Source organism: Plantactinospora sp. CA-294935, assembly GCF_050936445.1.
Lineage (GTDB): Bacteria > Actinomycetota > Actinomycetes > Mycobacteriales > Micromonosporaceae > Plantactinospora.
Genome location: NZ_JBNJMU010000001.1, coordinates 6,629,073 through 6,646,184 on the forward strand (window position 1 = coordinate 6,629,073; position 17,112 = coordinate 6,646,184).

At 70.5% G+C, this 17,112-nt stretch carries 13 protein-coding genes; 9 read left to right on the forward strand and 4 right to left on the reverse strand.

The annotated features are described in order from the left end of the window. Positions 1–538: 538 nt before the first annotated feature. Entirely contained in the window at positions 539–1,714 is a 1,176-nt protein-coding gene (locus ACQEVC_RS29050) for a low temperature requirement protein A (protein ID WP_432883694.1), read from the reverse strand. Positions 1,715–2,017: 303 nt separating this feature from the next. Between ACQEVC_RS29050 and ACQEVC_RS29055 the strand changes: the two genes are divergently transcribed. Both ACQEVC_RS29055 and ACQEVC_RS29060 read left to right on the forward strand, forming a co-directional pair. Then, positions 2,018–2,185 (forward strand): hypothetical protein, encoded by a 168-nt coding sequence (locus ACQEVC_RS29055; RefSeq protein WP_318393919.1) that lies wholly within the window; start codon positions 2,018–2,020, stop codon positions 2,183–2,185. 317 nt (positions 2,186–2,502) lie between these two features. Continuing rightward, positions 2,503–3,699, forward strand: a complete 1,197-nt coding sequence (locus ACQEVC_RS29060; RefSeq protein WP_432883698.1) for an ROK family transcriptional regulator — start codon at positions 2,503–2,505, stop codon at positions 3,697–3,699. Between the two features lie 208 nt (positions 3,700–3,907). Here the strand turns inward: ACQEVC_RS29060 and ACQEVC_RS29065 are convergent, their stop codons facing one another. Continuing rightward, positions 3,908–4,618: an MIP/aquaporin family protein gene (locus tag ACQEVC_RS29065; protein WP_432883701.1), complete on the reverse strand. Its 711-nt coding sequence runs from the start codon at positions 4,616–4,618 to the stop codon at positions 3,908–3,910. A 90-nt stretch (positions 4,619–4,708) separates the two neighbouring features. Next, positions 4,709–6,004: an enolase C-terminal domain-like protein gene (locus ACQEVC_RS29070; protein ID WP_432883703.1), complete on the reverse strand. Its 1,296-nt coding sequence runs from the start codon at positions 6,002–6,004 to the stop codon at positions 4,709–4,711. Positions 6,005–6,118: 114 nt separating this feature from the next. Between ACQEVC_RS29070 and ACQEVC_RS29075 the strand changes: the two genes are divergently transcribed. Genes ACQEVC_RS29075 through ACQEVC_RS29090 form a run of 4 tightly spaced genes read left to right on the forward strand, consistent with a single transcriptional unit; the run spans position 6,119 to position 10,300 of the window. Further along, positions 6,119–7,495 (forward strand): ABC transporter substrate-binding protein, encoded by a 1,377-nt coding sequence (locus ACQEVC_RS29075; RefSeq protein ID WP_432883706.1) that lies wholly within the window; start codon positions 6,119–6,121, stop codon positions 7,493–7,495. Beyond that, positions 7,492–8,472: a carbohydrate ABC transporter permease gene (locus ACQEVC_RS29080; protein WP_432883709.1), complete on the forward strand. Its 981-nt coding sequence runs from the start codon at positions 7,492–7,494 to the stop codon at positions 8,470–8,472. Before ACQEVC_RS29075 ends, ACQEVC_RS29080 begins: the two co-directional genes overlap by 4 nt. Beyond that, a complete protein-coding gene (locus ACQEVC_RS29085; protein ID WP_432883711.1) occupies positions 8,469–9,371 on the forward strand; it encodes a carbohydrate ABC transporter permease in 903 nt (300 codons plus the stop codon). Before ACQEVC_RS29080 ends, ACQEVC_RS29085 begins: the two co-directional genes overlap by 4 nt. Before the next feature lie 23 nt (positions 9,372–9,394). After that, positions 9,395–10,300 carry an NAD-dependent epimerase/dehydratase family protein gene (locus tag ACQEVC_RS29090; RefSeq protein ID WP_432883713.1) on the forward strand — a complete coding sequence of 302 codons (906 nt, stop codon included), beginning with the start codon at positions 9,395–9,397 and terminating at the stop codon, positions 10,298–10,300. A 197-nt stretch (positions 10,301–10,497) separates the two neighbouring features. Here the strand turns inward: ACQEVC_RS29090 and ACQEVC_RS29095 are convergent, their stop codons facing one another. Beyond that, entirely contained in the window at positions 10,498–11,622 is a 1,125-nt protein-coding gene (locus tag ACQEVC_RS29095) for an acetate/propionate family kinase (protein ID WP_432883716.1), read from the reverse strand. A gap of 357 nt (positions 11,623–11,979) precedes the next feature. Between ACQEVC_RS29095 and ACQEVC_RS29100 the strand changes: the two genes are divergently transcribed. The 3 genes from ACQEVC_RS29100 to ACQEVC_RS29110 all read left to right on the forward strand — a co-directional run bounded on the left by ACQEVC_RS29100 (position 11,980) and on the right by ACQEVC_RS29110 (position 17,066). Continuing rightward, the gene (locus ACQEVC_RS29100; protein ID WP_432883718.1) at positions 11,980–12,909 is read left to right on the forward strand and encodes a hypothetical protein; all 930 of its coding nucleotides are present in this window, start codon (positions 11,980–11,982) and stop codon (positions 12,907–12,909) included. Between the two features lie 78 nt (positions 12,910–12,987). After that, positions 12,988–15,468, forward strand: coding sequence for a beta-L-arabinofuranosidase domain-containing protein (locus ACQEVC_RS29105; RefSeq protein WP_432883720.1), 2,481 nt, complete (start codon positions 12,988–12,990; stop codon positions 15,466–15,468). 146 nt (positions 15,469–15,614) lie between these two features. Continuing rightward, positions 15,615–17,066 carry a glycoside hydrolase family 43 protein gene (locus ACQEVC_RS29110; RefSeq protein ID WP_432883723.1) on the forward strand — a complete coding sequence of 484 codons (1,452 nt, stop codon included), beginning with the start codon at positions 15,615–15,617 and terminating at the stop codon, positions 17,064–17,066. The last annotated feature ends 46 nt before the right edge of the window (positions 17,067–17,112 follow it).

A 17,112-nucleotide genomic window follows, 5' to 3' on the forward strand; every position in this document is an offset into this window, starting at 1 on the left:
CGTCCGGGCGTCACGGTGTGGGAGGGTCGAGGGCACCTGATCCGCCCGCGTTCGATCCCTGGTGGGCGGTGTGGCGTCAATCGACCCTAATGGATGCATAGTGTTGCATCGGCGATTCCGGTGGTCAACGGTTCCCGGAACATTTCCGATGTGCCGTCGTCGCCCTGCTGTCGGCGACAGTCCAACGCTGACCAGCCAATTCGCTGACGAATCACGTTACGGACAACGGTAGGCCGAGATGACCGCAGGTCAGTGCGGCGCGGGGGCCCCGAAAATTTGCGGCGCTCGCATCTCGGGCAGCGGCGCGACCGGCGGACAGTCGAGCTGTGCCGGTGGCGGCGCGACCGGCGGACCGTCGGGCTGTGCCGGTGGCGGCGCGCCGCACCGCCGCCAGCGGTGCCGGGGCAACCGCGGGAGCGGCGTCCGGGGCAACCGCGGGAGCGGCGTCCGGGGCAACCGCGGGAGCGGCGTCCGGGGCAACCGCGGGAGCGGCGTCCGGGGCAACCGCGGGAGCGGTCCGCGGGCGCGGGGGAGTGGCTCAACCGGGGTGCCTCACGGTGCGGGCCACGAGCAGGGTGCTGCGGGCCGCGGCCGTCGCCACCACCGCCGTCGAGAGGGCGGAGAGCGCCAGTGGGTTCAGTACCAGCCCGAGCGGGCCGAGCGCGACCAGCACGATCACGGCGGTGAGATGGGTCCGGGAGCGCACGCCGAGGATCGCGCTCTTGAACAGCAGGAATCCGGCCAGGAAGAGCACCGGTCCACCGAGTACGCTGCCGATCACCGCCGGGTCGCTCTCCCCGGTCGGGTGGTGCAGCGTGCGATCGTCCCCGACCGCGGTGACGATGACGCCGGCCACCATCGGGATGTGCAGATAGGTGTACCCCGACCGGCCGAGCCGACCCGGCTCCTCGGCCACGGCGATCGCCTGCCGGGCCGCCTCGGCGCTGTGGTCGAAGTAGATCCACCACAGTGCCACGCTGCCGAGGAAGGCGCTGGCCAGTGCGGCGAGGGTGGCCCAGTCGTGTCGCAGGGCGCCGAAGACGGTGCCGGTGACCAGGATGGACTCGCCGAGCGCGATGATCACGAAGAGTCGGGCCCGCTCGGCCAGGTGCGCCCCGTTGATCGCCCACTCCGCCGGCCTCGACCGGCCCCACCCCGGCACGTAGAAGCCGCAGGCCGCCGCGGCGCTGTCAATGGCCACCGCCGCCACCCACAGGCCGAGCCGGAGCGGGCCGGAGGCGAACCCGCCGGCCAGCCAGAGCGGTGCGGAGACCGTCCGCCAGACCAGCAGGCGTTGGAAGTTGCGGTGCAGGTTGGAGCGGCGGGCCAGGGCCGAGGCGACGAAGAGCGAACGACCCACCGACAGCGCCACGTACGCCACGGCGAACCAGAGCCCCCGGTCCCCGTACGCCTCGGGTAGCGCCGAGGACATCACCAGGCTGATCCCCATCAGCCCGATCAGCAGCACCCGCACCCTGGGCTGGTCCGGGTCGAACCAGTTGGTGATCCAGGCGGTGTCCACCCAGGCCCACCAGACGGCGAGCAGCAGCACCGCGGCATCGGCCACACCGGCCGGGTGCAACCGGTGCAGCAGCAACTCGGTCAACTGGGTCACGGCCAGCACGTAGACCACGTCGAAGAAGAGTTCGATGGTGGTGACCCGGGCGTCCTCCGGCCCGCGCAGGACGTCCGGCCGGCCGCCAGGGCTGGTCAACCTGCCTCCACCCGGGGATCCTCCGGCCGGTCGTTAGAGGGGCATCAAGCGGATAACGAGGGATGATCGTCATATTATCTGTTTTTCTGCTGCAATACGGTGGTATCCGGCGAGCTGCGTGATCGGGACGGGTGCCGCGGGCTCGGGTCGGGCCGACCGGCGGTGCCGGGTCGGACCGGCGGGGCCGTTTGCGGGCCGGTCCGGACGGGGATGCGAAGCACTCGATCGCCGGAGTGCGCCAGCTCGTGACACCGAGACTTTCCGAGGTCGTACGAGACGGGGGATGGCCCCAGCGGAGGAGACATGCCCGTACTTGCCAAGAAGGTTCTCACCTGGCTATTCGTGGGTTTCCTGATTTTCTTCGTCGCGTTCCGGCCGGACGGTGCGGCCGAGCTGGTCGAGACGATCGGGGCGGTGCTGATGGCCATCGCCCAGGGGATCGGTGACTTCCTGACCCGACTGATGGCCTGACCGGCCCGTCGTTCGCCGGTGGGCTGGCGGCGGAAGATGATAAGTACATCAGTTTGATTTAAGATATGTCCTCCGGCACGTGCCGATGCCACCGAGGCACCGGCGCGTGCGGCAGCAAGCGGACCCTGGAGGATTTTCCGTGGCGGAGGCGAGCACGGCGGTCGGGCTGCCCGCACCCCCCGCCGGGTCCGCTACCGCCCTTCGCCCGATCCGGCAGGTCGGATGAACCGCGCCGCCGCCCGGCCGGGCGTGCCGCCGGGAACGGTTGCCCTCCGGTTACCCTCAAGGCACCCCAGATCCGAGCCGGGAGAACGGGCGTGACGATCGACCAACCGACTGTTCGGCGGGGGACCAACCTTCCCCGGGTGGGCGACTTCAACGAGTCGGTCGTGCTGGACGCGATCCGGCGAGCGCCCGACGGGCTGAGTCGGGTCGAGCTTGCCGCCGCGACCGGTCTGTCGGCGCAGACCGTCTCCAACATCTGCCGCCGGCTGCTCGACCGCGGACTGGTGGTCGAGGCGGGCAAGAAGGGCGGGCGGGTCGGCAAGCCCCGCACCGTGTTGCAGGTGAGCCCGGGCGGCAGCTTCGCGATCGGCGTACACCTCGATCCGGCCGTGGTGACCTATGTGGTGCTCGACCTGATCGGCGGGGTGGTGCACAGCATGCGGCAGCCGACGCCGCAGGTCGTGGACCAGGCCGAGACGCTGGCCGACATGAGTACCGCGGTGCAGCGGCTGGTCGACGAGTCCGGCATCGCGCGCGAGCGCATCCTGGGGCTGGGGGTCGCGGTGCCCGGGCCGATCGACCCGGTGGCCGGCGCGGTGGTCGAGCCGCCGCAGTTGGCCGGCTGGGAGCGGGTGCCGTTGCGGGACCAGTTGTCCCTGGCCACCGGCTGGCCGGTGGTGATGGACAAGGACGTCATCGCGGCGGCCATCGCCGAACGGTGGGCGGGCGCCGCCGTGCACTCCGGGAACTTCCTCTTCTTCTACCTCGGCACCGGCTCCGGGATGGGCGTGGTGGTCAACGACGTCGTGCTGCGCGGCGTCTCCGGCAACGCGGGCGAGATCGGCGGGCTGGACGCCAACTGCACGACGTACGCGCTGGTCGAGGAGGCGATCGAGCGAGGTGTGCTGGGCCCGGAGAAGGCGCCGGTCGGTCCCGGCGAGGCGGAGCGCAGCCTGCTCGACCTGGTGGCGCTCGCCGACGCCGGAGACGCCAGCGCGCGGAGCATCATCGACGGCTGGGCCCGCCGGGTGGGGTTCGGCGTCAGCGCCGCCGCCACCCTGGTCGACTCGGAACTGATCGTCTTCGGCGGTCCGATCTGGCCGCATCTGGGGCGGCTCTTCCTGCCGGTGATCAACCCGATCGTCGCGTCGTCGCCGTTCGTCGGGAAGATGCACGAGACGGCGGTCACCGGTACGGCGCTCGGCGACGACGTGGGCGCGGTGGGCGCCGCCTGCCTGGTACTCGATCAGACCCTCTCCGCCCGACCCCAGTCCCTGCTGCTCGCCTAGTAGTGCTTGTCGTGATTGGGCAGGTTGTTTGGCAGGTGGCGCATGTGCCGCCCACCAGGCGGCCTTGTAGTTTGCGGAGTACGGCGTAGAGGGTCAGGCCAGCGAGAGAGCCTTTGGGCCCAGGCGTTGCAGGGTACAGAAGGCGTGGGTGGCGGAGACGAGGCTGGGGCAGTGCCAGCTCGCCGGGCGCGTCCGGCCATGGCCATCGTCAAGCATGACCCTGCGATCGTGACTGCATGGCTGGACGCCAGCCCGGACCGAGAACGAATCGCAGGACCAGGGCAGCCAGGACGCCGCCGATCAGCGGCGCCACAATGAACACCCAAAGCTGGGAGAGTGCGGTCCCGCCTTCGAAGAGCGCTGGTCCGAACGAGCGTGCCGGGTTTACCGAGGTGCCGTCGAGCGCGACCCCGACCAGGTGACAGACGGCAATGGCAATACCGATCGCGACTCCGGCGATGACGCTCTGCTCGACCCGGCTGGTGACCGTCAGGACGACCAGCACCAGCAGGAAGGTGAGCACGATCTCCAGCAGGAAGGTACCGCCAAGGTTGATGTTCGCGCCGTACCCATTCGTGCCGAGCCCGCCGCTCTGGTCCTTTACGCCACCCACCTCTACCAGAATCCAGAGCAGCAGCGCGCCGATTGTCGCACCAACGAACTGTGCGATCCAGTATCCGATCGCGCCGACCGAACTGATCCGGCCGGTGAGCAGGGCACCGAGGGTCACCGCAGGGTTGACATGGCAGCCAGAGATCGGGCCGAGCAGATAGACCAGGACGAGCAGGACGAAGCCGAATGCCAGGGCTACCACCACCACCCCGCCCTCGACGCGAGCGGCGATGGCGCTGCCGACACCGAAGAAGACCAACAGCAGGGTGCCGAGGAGTTCGGCGCCGTAGCGCTTGGCATTGCTCATGCGGCCAGAATAGTTATCTCTCTCATGCGTACTTTGGCTTTCATCAGATTCCATAGGTCGTCTGACGATCTAGGGTAATGGGCCGCGCCGTCAGGGGCGGTGCGCGCTGCCGTCGGTGGCGCGCAGCAGGGCCCACCGGTCGTGCTCCAGCGGCGCGGTGACCGGGTAACGCCGTGCCGCCGCCTCGTCGAAGTCGACACCCAGCCCGGGCACCTCGGCCGGGTGGAACCGGCCGCCGACCGGCACCGGCGCACCCGGAAAGACCTCCAGGGTCGCGTCTCGGAAGGTCGCCGCCTCCTGGACGCCGAAGGCGGGAGAGGAGATGTCGAGGGCGACGTTCGCGGCCTGCCCGACCGGGCTCACGTCACCCGGCCCGTGCGGCGCGGTACGCACCCCGAACAGCTCGCAGACGGCCACCAGCTTGCGGGTCGGGGTCAGCCCGCCGAGCGTCGGGATCCGGATCCGGGCGTAGTCGACGGCCCGCTGCTCCAACAGCGGCAGATACTGGGTGACGTCCGCGTAGAGTTCGCCGACGGCCAGCGGGGTGCTGCCGGCGGCCCGCAGTCCGGGAAAGTGCGCCGCGTCCTCCGGCGCCAGGGCGTCCTCCAGGAAATAGAGCCGGGCGTCCTCGACGGCCCGGACGAACTGCCGGGCCTGCGCGGGGGTCAGCCGTTCGTGCACGTCGTGCAGCAGTTCGACGTCGGGCCCGACACGCTCGCGGATCCGGACCAGTGCCGGCGGAACGTGCCGGAGATAAGCGAGGCTGTCCCAGGACTCCCGCCGCATCCGCCGGTCCGCGGCCTGCCGCTCGTCGGCGGGGGCGGTGCCGTAGGTGTCCGTCCCGGGTACGGCCACCTGCACCCGTACGTGCCGGTAGCCCCGTTCCCGCGCGGCGAGGACCAGCTCCACCACCTGCGCCTCGTCCGCACCGTCGACGTGGGTGTACGCCTCCGCGTATCCCCGGGCGCGTCCGCCGAGTAGCTGGTGCAGGGGGAGACCGGCCACCTTGCCCTTGAGGTCCCAGAGCGCGACGTCGATCGACGCGAGGGCGTTGTTGGCGATCGAGCCGCCGCGCCAGTAGCCGCTGTTGTTCAGCAGCCGGTGCAGGTCCTCGATGTCCGCCGGGTCCCGGCCGAGCAGCATCGGGCCGAGGTAGTCGTCCACGACGGACCGGATGGCGAGGGTCCGTTGTGGATCGCTGGCGCAGCCGAGGCCGTACAGCCCGGGTTGGTCGGTCTCGACCCGGGTGATGACGTACGGGCAGCCCTGCGGGGCGCAGAGGAAGGTGCGTACCCGGGTGACCCGGATGCCGGCCGGAGCGGTCCACGGCGCCGGGGCCAGGATCGGCGCCGGGCCAGGGGATTCCGCTGGCGGGGACGGGGACATCGGGCTGCCCTCTCTGGACTCGACGACGATGTTGACACTATATATCAAATTGATTTACGTTCTGTTTCGTCGGCGCGACCAGCAAGCCCCCCGTAGGCATGGAAGAGGCGCAGCGTGAACCGATACCTACCTCGATCAGCCCGCACCTGTCTCGCACTCGCCACGATCCTCGCGCTCGCCGGGGCGGTCACCGCCTGCGGTCCGGGCGGAGGCGGTGACTCGGCGAGCGGAGACAACCTGACGATGTGGACCTTCAAGCAGTCGCACGTCGCGGCGTTGCAGAAGGCCGCCGAGAGCTTCAAGCAGAAGACCGGCGTCGGCGTGACCGTCGAGGCGATCACCCCGGACGACGCGTTCATCGCCCGGGTCCAGGCCGCGGCGCAGACCCGCAGCCTGCCCGACGTCTTCGAGGTGCACACCAACGGCGACGACTTCACCTTCGGCGCCGCCGGCCTGCTCGAGGACCTCACCGAGGAGGTCACCTGGACCGACCGCTACCTGCCGTCGGTCGCGGCCGAGGGGACCGTCACCGAGCGGTACTTCAAGCAGTCGCAGGAGAAGGGTGCCAAGACCGCGGGCATCAAGCTCAACCAGCGGTTCAGCGTACCGCTCACGATCGGCACCTTCGGGATCGTCTACGCCAACAAGGAGCGGTTGACCGCGGCCGGGGTCACCGAGTCGCCGAAGACCTGGGAGGACTTCGTCGCCGCGCTGGAAGCGGTGCGCAAGGCGCGCCCGCAGGACGGCGGACTGAGCATCGGCTTCCAGGCGCCGACCACCGGCATGGAGTGGCTGATGCAGCCGATGGCGTACGGCAAACTGGGCAAGGACGGTTTCGCCGGGCTCTTCTCAGGCGACCCGGCCCGGAACTGGACCTCCGCCAACGGCCGGTCGGTGCTGGAGAGCTACCACCAGGTGACGCCGTACTGGATGCCGGGCACCCAGACACTGACCATCGACGACGCGGACCTCGCCTTCGCGCAGGGCCGTTCCTCGTTCGTCGTCGGCGGCACGTTCACCCTCGCGTTCCTGTCCCAGAACGGGATGAACGCGGAGAACATCGTGACCTTCCCGGTGCCCTCGCCCCGGGGCGGCGCGGTGCCGGAGCTGAGCCTCGCGCCGTTCGCGCTGACCGGGCTCTCGGTCTCCGCGACGACGAAGAACAAGGACGGCGCGGTCAAGTGGCTGGAGCACCTGGCCCAGACCGACGTCGCCAGCCAGTTCGCCAGGGACGCCCTGGACATCCCGCCGGTCAACCTCGGCGACGACCCGACCGGCACCCTCGGCCCGGTGCTCGGCGCGATGATCGGCTCGTTCGGCTCCGGTGCCGAGGCGTACAACCCGGGCGACACCACGCACCAGCCGCCGTCGTACGACGCGGCCGTGGTAGCCCGGTCGCTGATGGAACTCACCCCGTTGAAGAAGGCCGACGTGCCGAGCGCGGCCGCCGGGCTCCAGAAGATCATCGACGGGTACTGGGCAGGCAAATGACCACCGACGTACCCACGTCACCCGGTGCGGTCACGGCCAGGCGTGGCCGCACCGGCCCGGCCCGCCGGGGGCGGCGGCGGTACCAGCCCCGGGAGGTCGCCTGGGCGTACGCCTTCGTCGCCCCGGCCATCGTGCTCTTCGCCGTGATGGGCGTCTACACGCTCTTCTGGGGGCTGCAACTCTCCTTCGTACAGTGGAACGGGCTCACTCCGACCTGGCTCTGGGTCGGCCTGCGCAACTACACCGACCTGCTCTGGGCCAGCCCGGTCTTCTCCCCGCCGGTCCGCGCGGCGGCACTGAACACCGTCTGGGTCATGATCGCGGCACCGCTGCTCACCGTCGCGATCTCCTTTCCGCTGGCCCTGGCGCTCAACCGGACGCGCCGGTTCGCCGGGCTGCTCCGCTCGGTCTACTTCGTCCCCTACATCACCACCGGAATCGCGGTCTACCTGGCCTGGCAGTACGTGTTGGAGCCGAACGGCGCGATCAACACCCTGCTCGGCGCGCTCGGCCTCGGCTCGCTGTCCCAGCCGCAGGGCTGGCTCGGCAATCCCGACACCGCGCTGCCGACACTCATCGTGATCATGGTCTGGTCCGCGGTACCGGTCGCGACACTGCTCTACCTGACCGGTCTGCAGACCATCGACCCGGCGCTGACCGAGGCCGCCCAGATCGACGGCGCGGGCTGGTGGCGGGTGAACCTCAGCGTGGTCTGGCCGCTGCTGCGCGGCATCACCGCGGTGATCCTGCTGCTCAACCTGCGCGACGCGCTCCAGGGCTTCCAGATCTTCCTGATCATGACCGATGGCGGTCCGGGCGACCACACCAACGTGCTCGGCCTACAGACCTACCGGCTCGCGTTCCAGTCCGAACTCGCCCCGACGCTGGGGCTGGCCAGTGCGTTGGGCTGGATGCTCTTCGTCGCCGCCCTGGTGGTGGCCTTCGTCCACCTGCGCGTCACCCGGGAGCGAGGATGACGGTCAGTGCCGCACCGGCCGCGATCGAGGCCGCCGCCCCGCCCGCACCGCCGAACCGACGGGCCCGCCGCAGGCCGCCTCGGGTCGTGGTCGCCCGGACGGTGGTCGGGCTGCTGCTCGCCGGGTACGCCGTGGTCAGCCTCTATCCTTTCCTCTGGATGGTCTCGGCGGCCTTCAAGACCCCGCAGGAGGTCATCGCGGGCGGCCACCTCGTCCCGCACGACCCGACGCTGACCACCCTGGTCGACACCTGGAACCGGCTGCACTTCTTCGACTACTTCGTGAACAGTCTCAAGGTGACCGCGGCGACCACGGTCGGCGTCGTGGTGATCTACTCGGCCGCCTCGTACGCCTTCGCCGCGCTGCACTTTCCCGGCCGTACCGCGCTGTACCGGCTCTTCGTCGCGCTGCTCTTCGTACCCGGGGTGGTCACCCTGCTCCCGGTCGTACTGCTGGAGAACCGGCTGGCGATCCTCGGTACCCACCTCGGCCTGGTCCTGCCGTTCGTCAACGGCACCGCGCCGTTCGCCGTGCTGCTGCTGACCAACGCGTTCCGGGCGGTACCGGCCGAGCTGCGCGACTCGGCCCGGGTGGACGGCGCCGGCGAGCTGCGCATCTTCGCCCGGATCTACCTGCCGCTGGCCCGGCCCGCGCTGGTGACCATCGCCCTGCTGACCGCGATCCCGACCTGGAACGAGTACCTGCTGACCCGGGTGTCGCTCAACGACCCCGCGACCTACACGCTGCCGATCGCGCTCCAGGCGCTGAGGTCCTCGCAGGTGGTGCAGTACAACTCGCTGATGGCCGGTGCGCTGATCGTGGTCATCCCGGTAGTGATCCTCTTCCTCGCCGCCCAGCGCTATTTCGTGAACGGCCTCACCGGGGCGATCAAGGGCTGACCGGGGAAGTAGGGAGAGAGCAGATGTCCCAGCAGGGGACCCGGCAATCCGTGCCGGGCGCCGACGCCGTGGTACTGGTCACCGGCGCGGCCGGGGTGATCGGCGCGGTTGTCGTGCCGTACCTGGCCGATTCGGGGTTGCGGGTGGTCGCCGTGGACCGGTCGCCGTTCGCCAGTCCCAAGGCCGAGCTGATGCTGGTCGGCGACGTCCGGGACCGGGGATTCGTGCAGGAGAGCCTGCGCCCGTTCGGCCCGCCGGTCGACGCCGTCGTGCACCTCGCCGCGATCGCCGCACCCGGCCAGGTACCCGAGGACGAGACCCTGGCCCAGAACGTCCAGGGCGCCTATCTCGTGCTCGACGGTGCCGGCCGGGCCGGCGTACGGTGCGCGGTAGCGGCGTCGAGCGTCGCGGCGTACGGGTACGCCTGGGCCGGGCGGGACCTGTCCCCGCCGTACGTACCGGTCGACGAGGCACAGCCCTCGGTGGCGATCGACTCGTACGGGCTGTCGAAGACGATGACCGAGCAGGTCGGCGCGTTCGCCACCCGGCGGTGGGGGATGCCGACGATCCTGCTGCGCTTCCCGTTCGTCGGTGACGGCGACCGGTTGACCGCCCACCTCGCCCGGATCCGCCGGGACGTGGCGGCCAACCGCCGGGAGCTGTGGGCCTGGCTCGACACCCGGGACGCGGCCCGGGCCGTGCACGCCGCGCTGACCTCGGGGCTGACCGGTCACCACGTCTTCAACGTCGCCGCACCGGACACCTCCACGACGGTGCCGACGGCCGAACTGCTGGCCCGGTTCCATCCCGGTACGCAGCTCCGGGCGCCGCTCGACGGCTTCGACTCGCCGCTGGACAGTTCCGCCGCGCGCCGGCTGCTCGGCTTCCAGACCCGGTACGGCTGGCGCGACGGCACCGGGAACGACTGACCGGCCGACCAAGTTGCTTCGGTGGGCCGAGATCACCTCGGGTCGGCGAGCCGAGGGTCGGGACAGTGCGGCGAGGGTCGGCACAGTGCCGCGAGGGTCGGCGCAGTGCGGCGAGGGTCAGCGCAGTGCCGCGAGGGTCGGCGCAGTGCCGCGAGGGTCGGCACAGTGCCGCGAGGGTCGGCGTAGCGCGGCGAGGGTCAGCGCAGTGCCGCGAGGGTCTCGGCGGCGACCTGGAGGTCCTCCCGGGGTTCGACGACCAGCACCGGGACCCGGGCGTCGGGGGCCGAGACGATCGTGTCGGTCTCCCGGTTGCCGCCCTGCGGTGGCGTGACGCCGAGCAGGCCGAGCCCGGCGCAGACGTCGTGCCGTACCTCCGGTTGGTCCCAGCCGATTTCGCCGGTGAAGACCAGCGCGTCCAGCCGGTCCAGGCTGGTGGCGGCGGCGGCCAGTTCCCGGCGTACCCGGTGGGCGTAGACCTCCAGCGCGAGTGCCGCGACCGGGTCGTCCGGGGCGGCGGCGACCAGGTCACGGGTGTCGGAGGAGCGTCCGCCGGAGAGGCCGAGCAGCCCGGACCGTGAGTTGAGCCCCTCGGACAGCTCGGCCAGGCTCAGCCGGTCGTCCTCGAGCAGCCAGAGCAGCATGCCCGGGTCGACCGCACCGGAGCGTTTCGACATCGGGATGCCGTCCAGCGGGGTGAAACCCATCGAGGTGTCGACGCTGCGGCCGTCCCGGACCGCGCAGACCGAGGCGCCGCCGCCGAGGTGGGCCAGCAGGAGCTGGAGGCCGTCGGCCGGCCGGCCGAGCAGTTCGGCGGTGCGGCGCAGGGCGTAGGCGTACGACAGGCCGTGGAAGCCGTACCGGCGCAGGCCCCACCGCCGGCGCCACTGCGCGGGTAGCGGGTAGGTGGCGGCGGACGCCGGCAGGTGGGCGTGGAAGGCGGTGTCCGGGCAGAGCACCTGCGGCACGTCGGGCAGTTGCTCCCGGATCCGGTCCAGCAGGCGTAGCGCGGGTGGCAGGTGCAGCGGGGCCAGCGTGCCCAGCCGGTCGAGTCCGGACCGGAGGGCGTCGTCCACCCGGGTCGGGGTGCGGACCAGGTCACCACCGTGCACCAGCCGGTGACCGACGGCGTCGGGCGGGTCGTGGGCGGCGAGGAAGTCGCGTACCGCCCGGTCCGCCTCGGCCGATCCGGGCGGCTCGGTCCGGGACAGGCCGTCGGTGACCTCGCCGGCCCGGACGTAGTCGAGCCGGAGGCTGGCCGACCCCGCGTTGACGGTCAGTACGACCGGCGGGCCGGGTGGCGGCCCGCTCGTCCCGGTCGGCATCGGTGCCTCCTCCGCCCCGTCGTCGCTGGCAATCGCCCGTCCCGTCCGCCCGTCCCGTCGTCGCTGGCAATCGCGTTACCCAGCCCGCCGCGGTCCACGCCCGGCAACCTGGCGGTACGCCCTTCCCGAAAGCGTTTCGAGAACCTTTTCGGAACATCCCAGAAGATCAACCACTGTTCCTCCCGATACTTACGTCTCGCCGTTACGTCCTCGTAATATGCGCAACACCTTGCCGAAAACCTTTTCGTAAGCCATCGTGTGCTGAACGCCGAAACCCCACCACCCGCCGAACCTCTGGCGGACCCGGCGCCAAGAAATTGATCATCATCAATCACTTGAGCGAAGGAGGAACTGAAGATGAGGCGATGGTGGCAGGCCCTGGTGCCACTGCTCACGGCGGTGATGCTGGTGACCGGCGTCGGGGTTGCGCAGGCCGCTCCGGCCGGCGACCCGACCCGGGACGCGACCGCCGGCGCGTTCGACACCGGGCTGTCCCGCGACGGGGCGGCGGGCCGCGCGGGAACCGACCCGACCCTGTTGTCCACCTGGAGCCCGCCGGCCAACCTGGTCACCCCGCTGGACGAGGTCTGGCGGCACCAGGAGCAGACCTACAACAACGGCAACCTGTACGGCTTCCGCAACTACGGCTGGGACCAGCTCTTCGCCAACCGGGGCTACATCAACTACTGCGTCCGCTGGGACTCCTCGGCCACCGTCACCGCCGCCCAGCGCGACCAGATCCACGCCACCCTGGCCCGGCAGTACAAGAAGTGGATGGACGTGATGGTCGGGCACAACGCGTTTCCGTACACCGACGTCCCGGTCCGGGTGGTCGGCTGGGCGGTGCGCAACCGGTCCCAGTTGCAGTGGTCGGACAACTCGGTCGACATCTACGTCAACGACATCCGGGAGAACGCCCCGCAGTGCGCGGCGCCGTGCGGTCGGTTCTTCAACCAGAACGGCCAGTACCCGAACTGTCCCGGCGGCGCGGCCCGGCACTACGACCACTCGCTCTGGCTGACCGACGGTTTCGGGGGTGGTCACGGCGGCGACTGGGGTCAGCGGTTGGGCCGCGAGTACTTCATGAACAACATCAACGCCGCGGACATGTACATCCTGCTGCACGAGATCGGCCATACCTACGGGCTGGACGACTTCTACGACTGGACGCCCACCGGGGTGTGCTGCTTCCTCATGAAGGCGGGCACCGCCAGGTCGATCACCGAGTTCGACCTCTGGATGTTCCGGGACTGGTGGCGGCACCTGAAGAGCCGCTACGGCTACTGACCTGGTCGCTCGAACCCCCATCCGGGGTCGCCCGGCCGGTCCGGCCGGGCGACCCCCCGCCCCCGGAGGTGACCAACCATGCCCAAAACCACCCTGTCCCGCCGGTCCCTGTTGCAGACCGGGGCCGCCGTCGCGGTCGGCACCGCGGTCGCCGGCACACTGCCGGCCGGACCGGCCGCCGCGGCCCGGGCCGACATCGGCGTCTCCGCGTACGCCTTCCCGCTCTCCGCGGTCACCCTGCTGGCCGGCCCGCTCCAGTCCAACGCCGGCCGTACCCAGGCGTACCTGAACTTCCTCGACCCGGACCGGCTGCTGCACACCTTCCGGCTCAACTACGGACTCTCCTCCTCGGCGACCGCCTGCGGCGGCTGGGAGTCGCCCAGCACCGAACTGCGCGGCCACTCCACCGGGCACGTGCTGACCGCACTGGCCCAGGCGTACGCGAACACCGGACAGGCGGCCTTCAAGACCAAGGGCGACTACCTGGTGGCCCAGCTCGCGATCTGCCAGAACCGGGCCACCACCGCCGGCTACCACACCGGCTACCTGTCGGCGTACCCGGAGAGCTTCATCGACCGGGTGGAGGCCCGGCAGCAGGTCTGGGCGCCGTACTACACGCTGCACAAGATCATGGCCGGGCTGCTCGACATGCACCTGCTGACCGGCAACGCCCAGGCGCTCGACGTGCTGACCCGGATGGCGGCCTGGGTCAAGTTCCGCAACGACCGGCTCAGCCAGACCCAGCGGCAGAACATGCTGGACACCGAGTTCGGCGGGATGAACGAGGTGCTGACCAACCTCTACCAGCTCACCGAGAACCCGGACCACCTCACCACGGCCCGCTACTTCGACCACGCGGAGATCTTCGACCCGCTGGCCGCGAACACCGACGCGCTGAACAACTACCACGCCAACACCCAGATCCCGAAGATCCTCGGCGCGATCCGCGAATACCACGCCACCGGCACCACCCGGTACCGCGACATCGCGGTGAACTTCTGGGACATCGTGGTCGGCCGGCACAGCTACGTGATCGGCGGCAACTCCAACGGGGAGTACTTCAAGGCGCCGAACCGGATCGCCAGCGAGCTGTCCGACAGCACCTGCGAGTGCTGCAACACGTACAACATGCTGAAGCTGACCCGGCAGCTCTTCTTCACCAACCCGAGCCGGCTGGACTACCTCGACTACTACGAGCGGGCGCTCTGGAACCACCTGATCGGCGCGCAGAACCCCAGCTCGTCGCATGGCTTCCACTGCTACTACGTGCCGCTGCGGGCCGGCGGGACCAAGACGTACAGCAACGACTACAGCAACTTCACCTGCTGCCACGGCACCGGGATGGAAACGCACACCAAGCTCGCCGACAGCATCTACTTCCACAACGGCGAGATCCTCTACGTCAACCTCTTCGCCGCCTCCCGGCTGGTCTGGCCGGGCCGGGGGATCACGGTGCAGCAGGACACCACCTTCCCGGAGGCGCCGTCCAGCCGGCTCACCGTGACCGGCTCCGGCGCGATCGACCTGCGGATCCGGATCCCCGGCTGGGCCACCGGCGCGCAGGTACGGCTCAACGGCGCGGTGCAGTCCGGGGTCACCGCCGGCAGCTTCGCCCGGATCAACCGGACCTGGTCCTCCGGTGACGTGGTCGAGATCAGCCTGCCGATGGCGCTGACCCGGGAGGCCACCCCGGACAACTCCACGGTGCAGGCGGTCAAGCACGGACCGATCGTGCTCGCCGGGGCGTACGGCAACACCAACCTCTCCTCGCTGCCGACTCTGAACCCGGCCACCATCACGCCGACCTCGACCCCGTTGCAGTACACGGCGACCGCCGGCACCGGCGCGGTCACGCTGCTGCCGTTCTACAAGATGCACGGCCAGCGCTACACCGTCTACTGGACGGTGACCGGCGCCCCGCCGGCCCCGTTCGTCGCGCACTACCGGTTCGACGAGGCCGCCGGCACCTCCGCCGCCGACGCCACCGGCAACGGCAAGACCGGCACGCTGACCGGCGGGGCGAACTGGACCACCGGCCGGACCGGCAACGCGGTCAACCTGAACGGCACCGGCGGGCACGTCAGCCTGCCGGCCGGGCTGCTGGCCGGCGCGACCGCGTTCACCGTGGCGACCTGGGTACGCCGGACCGCCGCCGCGGCCTGGGCCCGGGTCTTCGACTTCGGCACCGGGACCGGGGCGTACCTCTTCCTCACCCCGCAGAGCGGCGCCGGCACCGTCCGGTTCGCCATCACCAGCGGGGGAGCCGGAGCGGAACAGCAGATCAACGGGCCGACCGCGCTGCCGGTCGACACCTGGACGCACGTCGCGGTCACCCAGACCGGCAACACCGGCGTGCTCTACGTCAACGGCGTCGAGGTGGCCCGGAACACCGCCCTGACCACCCGCCCCGCCGCGCTCGGCTCGACCACCAACAACTGGCTCGGACGCTCGCAGTACTCCGGCGACCCCTACCTGAGCGGCGCCGTGGACGGCTTCCGGGTCTACGCCCGGGCGCTGAGTGCGGCCGAGATCGCCGAGCTGAACTCGACCGGCCTGTGACGTCGCCTCGTTCCGCCTGACCACCACCCCCGCACCGAACAGGAGAAGAGACGGTGAACCTTTTTCAACCTGAACCGCGCGGCGCGCGCGTTCCGACTTCCGCCCGCGGCCACGACGGACCGCAAGGGGAGGTGGAAAAAGGTTCAGTGCGCAGCAGACGATGGTTCCGGGTCGCGGCCGGCGGGGTCGCCGGACTGCTGGCCGGGGTCGGGCTGGCGATACCAGCCGGTCCCGCCTCGGCGGCGAACCCGATCATCACCAGCATCTACACCGCCGACCCGGCGCCACTGGTGGTCGGCAACACCATGTACATCTACGCCGGCCGGGACGAGGCGCCGGTCGGGGACAACAACTTCCGGATGCGGGAGTGGCACGTCCTCTCCTCGACCGACGCCAACACCTGGACCCACCACGGCGCCCGGGCCTCGATCGCCACCTTCGGATGGGCCGGCGCGGACGCCTGGGCCAGCGAGGTCGAGCCGCGCAACGGCAGGTACTACTGGTACACCTCGGTGAACGGTCGGGGTGCCGGCTGGATGGACATCGGGGTCGCGGTCGCGGACAGCCCGCTCGGCCCGTTCACCGACGCCAAGGGCGGACCGCTGATCAGCGACAGCACCCCGAACTCCTCCGGGCTGAACATCGACCCGACCGTCTTCGTCGACGACGACGGGCAGGCGTACATCTACTGGGGCGGCTACTGGGGTGCCCGGGCGGCCCGGCTGAAGTCGAACATGATCGAGCTGGACGGGCCGGTGGTCACCCCCACCGGGCTGAGCAACTTCTGGGAGGCCCCGTGGATGTTCAAGCGCAACGGCCTCTACTACATGATGTACGCCGCCAACGACACGAACGGCTGCGTCACCTCGTCCAGCTACGCCTGCCAGCGGTACGCCACCGCCACCAACCCGATGGGACCGTGGACGCACCGGGGCATCGTGCTCGGCCAGGTCTCCTCGACCACCAACCACGCCGGTGTGGTGGAGTTCAACGGCCAGTGGTACATGGTCTACCACACCGCCAACGCCCCCGGCGGCGGTAACTTCCGCCGATCGGTCGCGGTCGACCGGCTCTACTTCAACGCCGACGGCACCATGCAGCGGGTGGTGCAGACCAGCACCGGCCCCGGCCCTGGGCCCGGCCCCGATCCGGGCGGCCCGCCGGCCGGCACCAACCTGGCCACCTCGGCGACCGCCAGCACCTCGTACGTCTCGACCTGGGAGAGCCTGGCGGCGCTGAACAACGGCGGCGTACCGGCCAACTCGGCCGACAAGAGCAACCTGGCGTACGGCAACTGGCCGGAGCAGGGCACCCAGTGGGTCGAGTACACCTGGCCGTCGGCCCGCACCGTGAACCGGGTCGCCACCTACTGGTTCGACGACGACCAGGGCATCGACCTGCCCGCCTCCTGCCAGGTGCAGTACTGGACCGGCAGCGCGTACGCGAACGTGCCGGGCCAGTCGGGCTGCGGGGTGGCCGGCAACGCCTACAACGTCACCACCTTCAACTCCGTCAGCACCACCCGGCTGCGGCTGAACATCACCGCGCGGTCCGGCTTCTCCACCGGCCTGCTGGAGTGGCTCGCCTACCAGCCGTAGCCGTGCGGGGCCCGGCCGGTTACCCCCGTCCGGCCGGGCCCCGGAC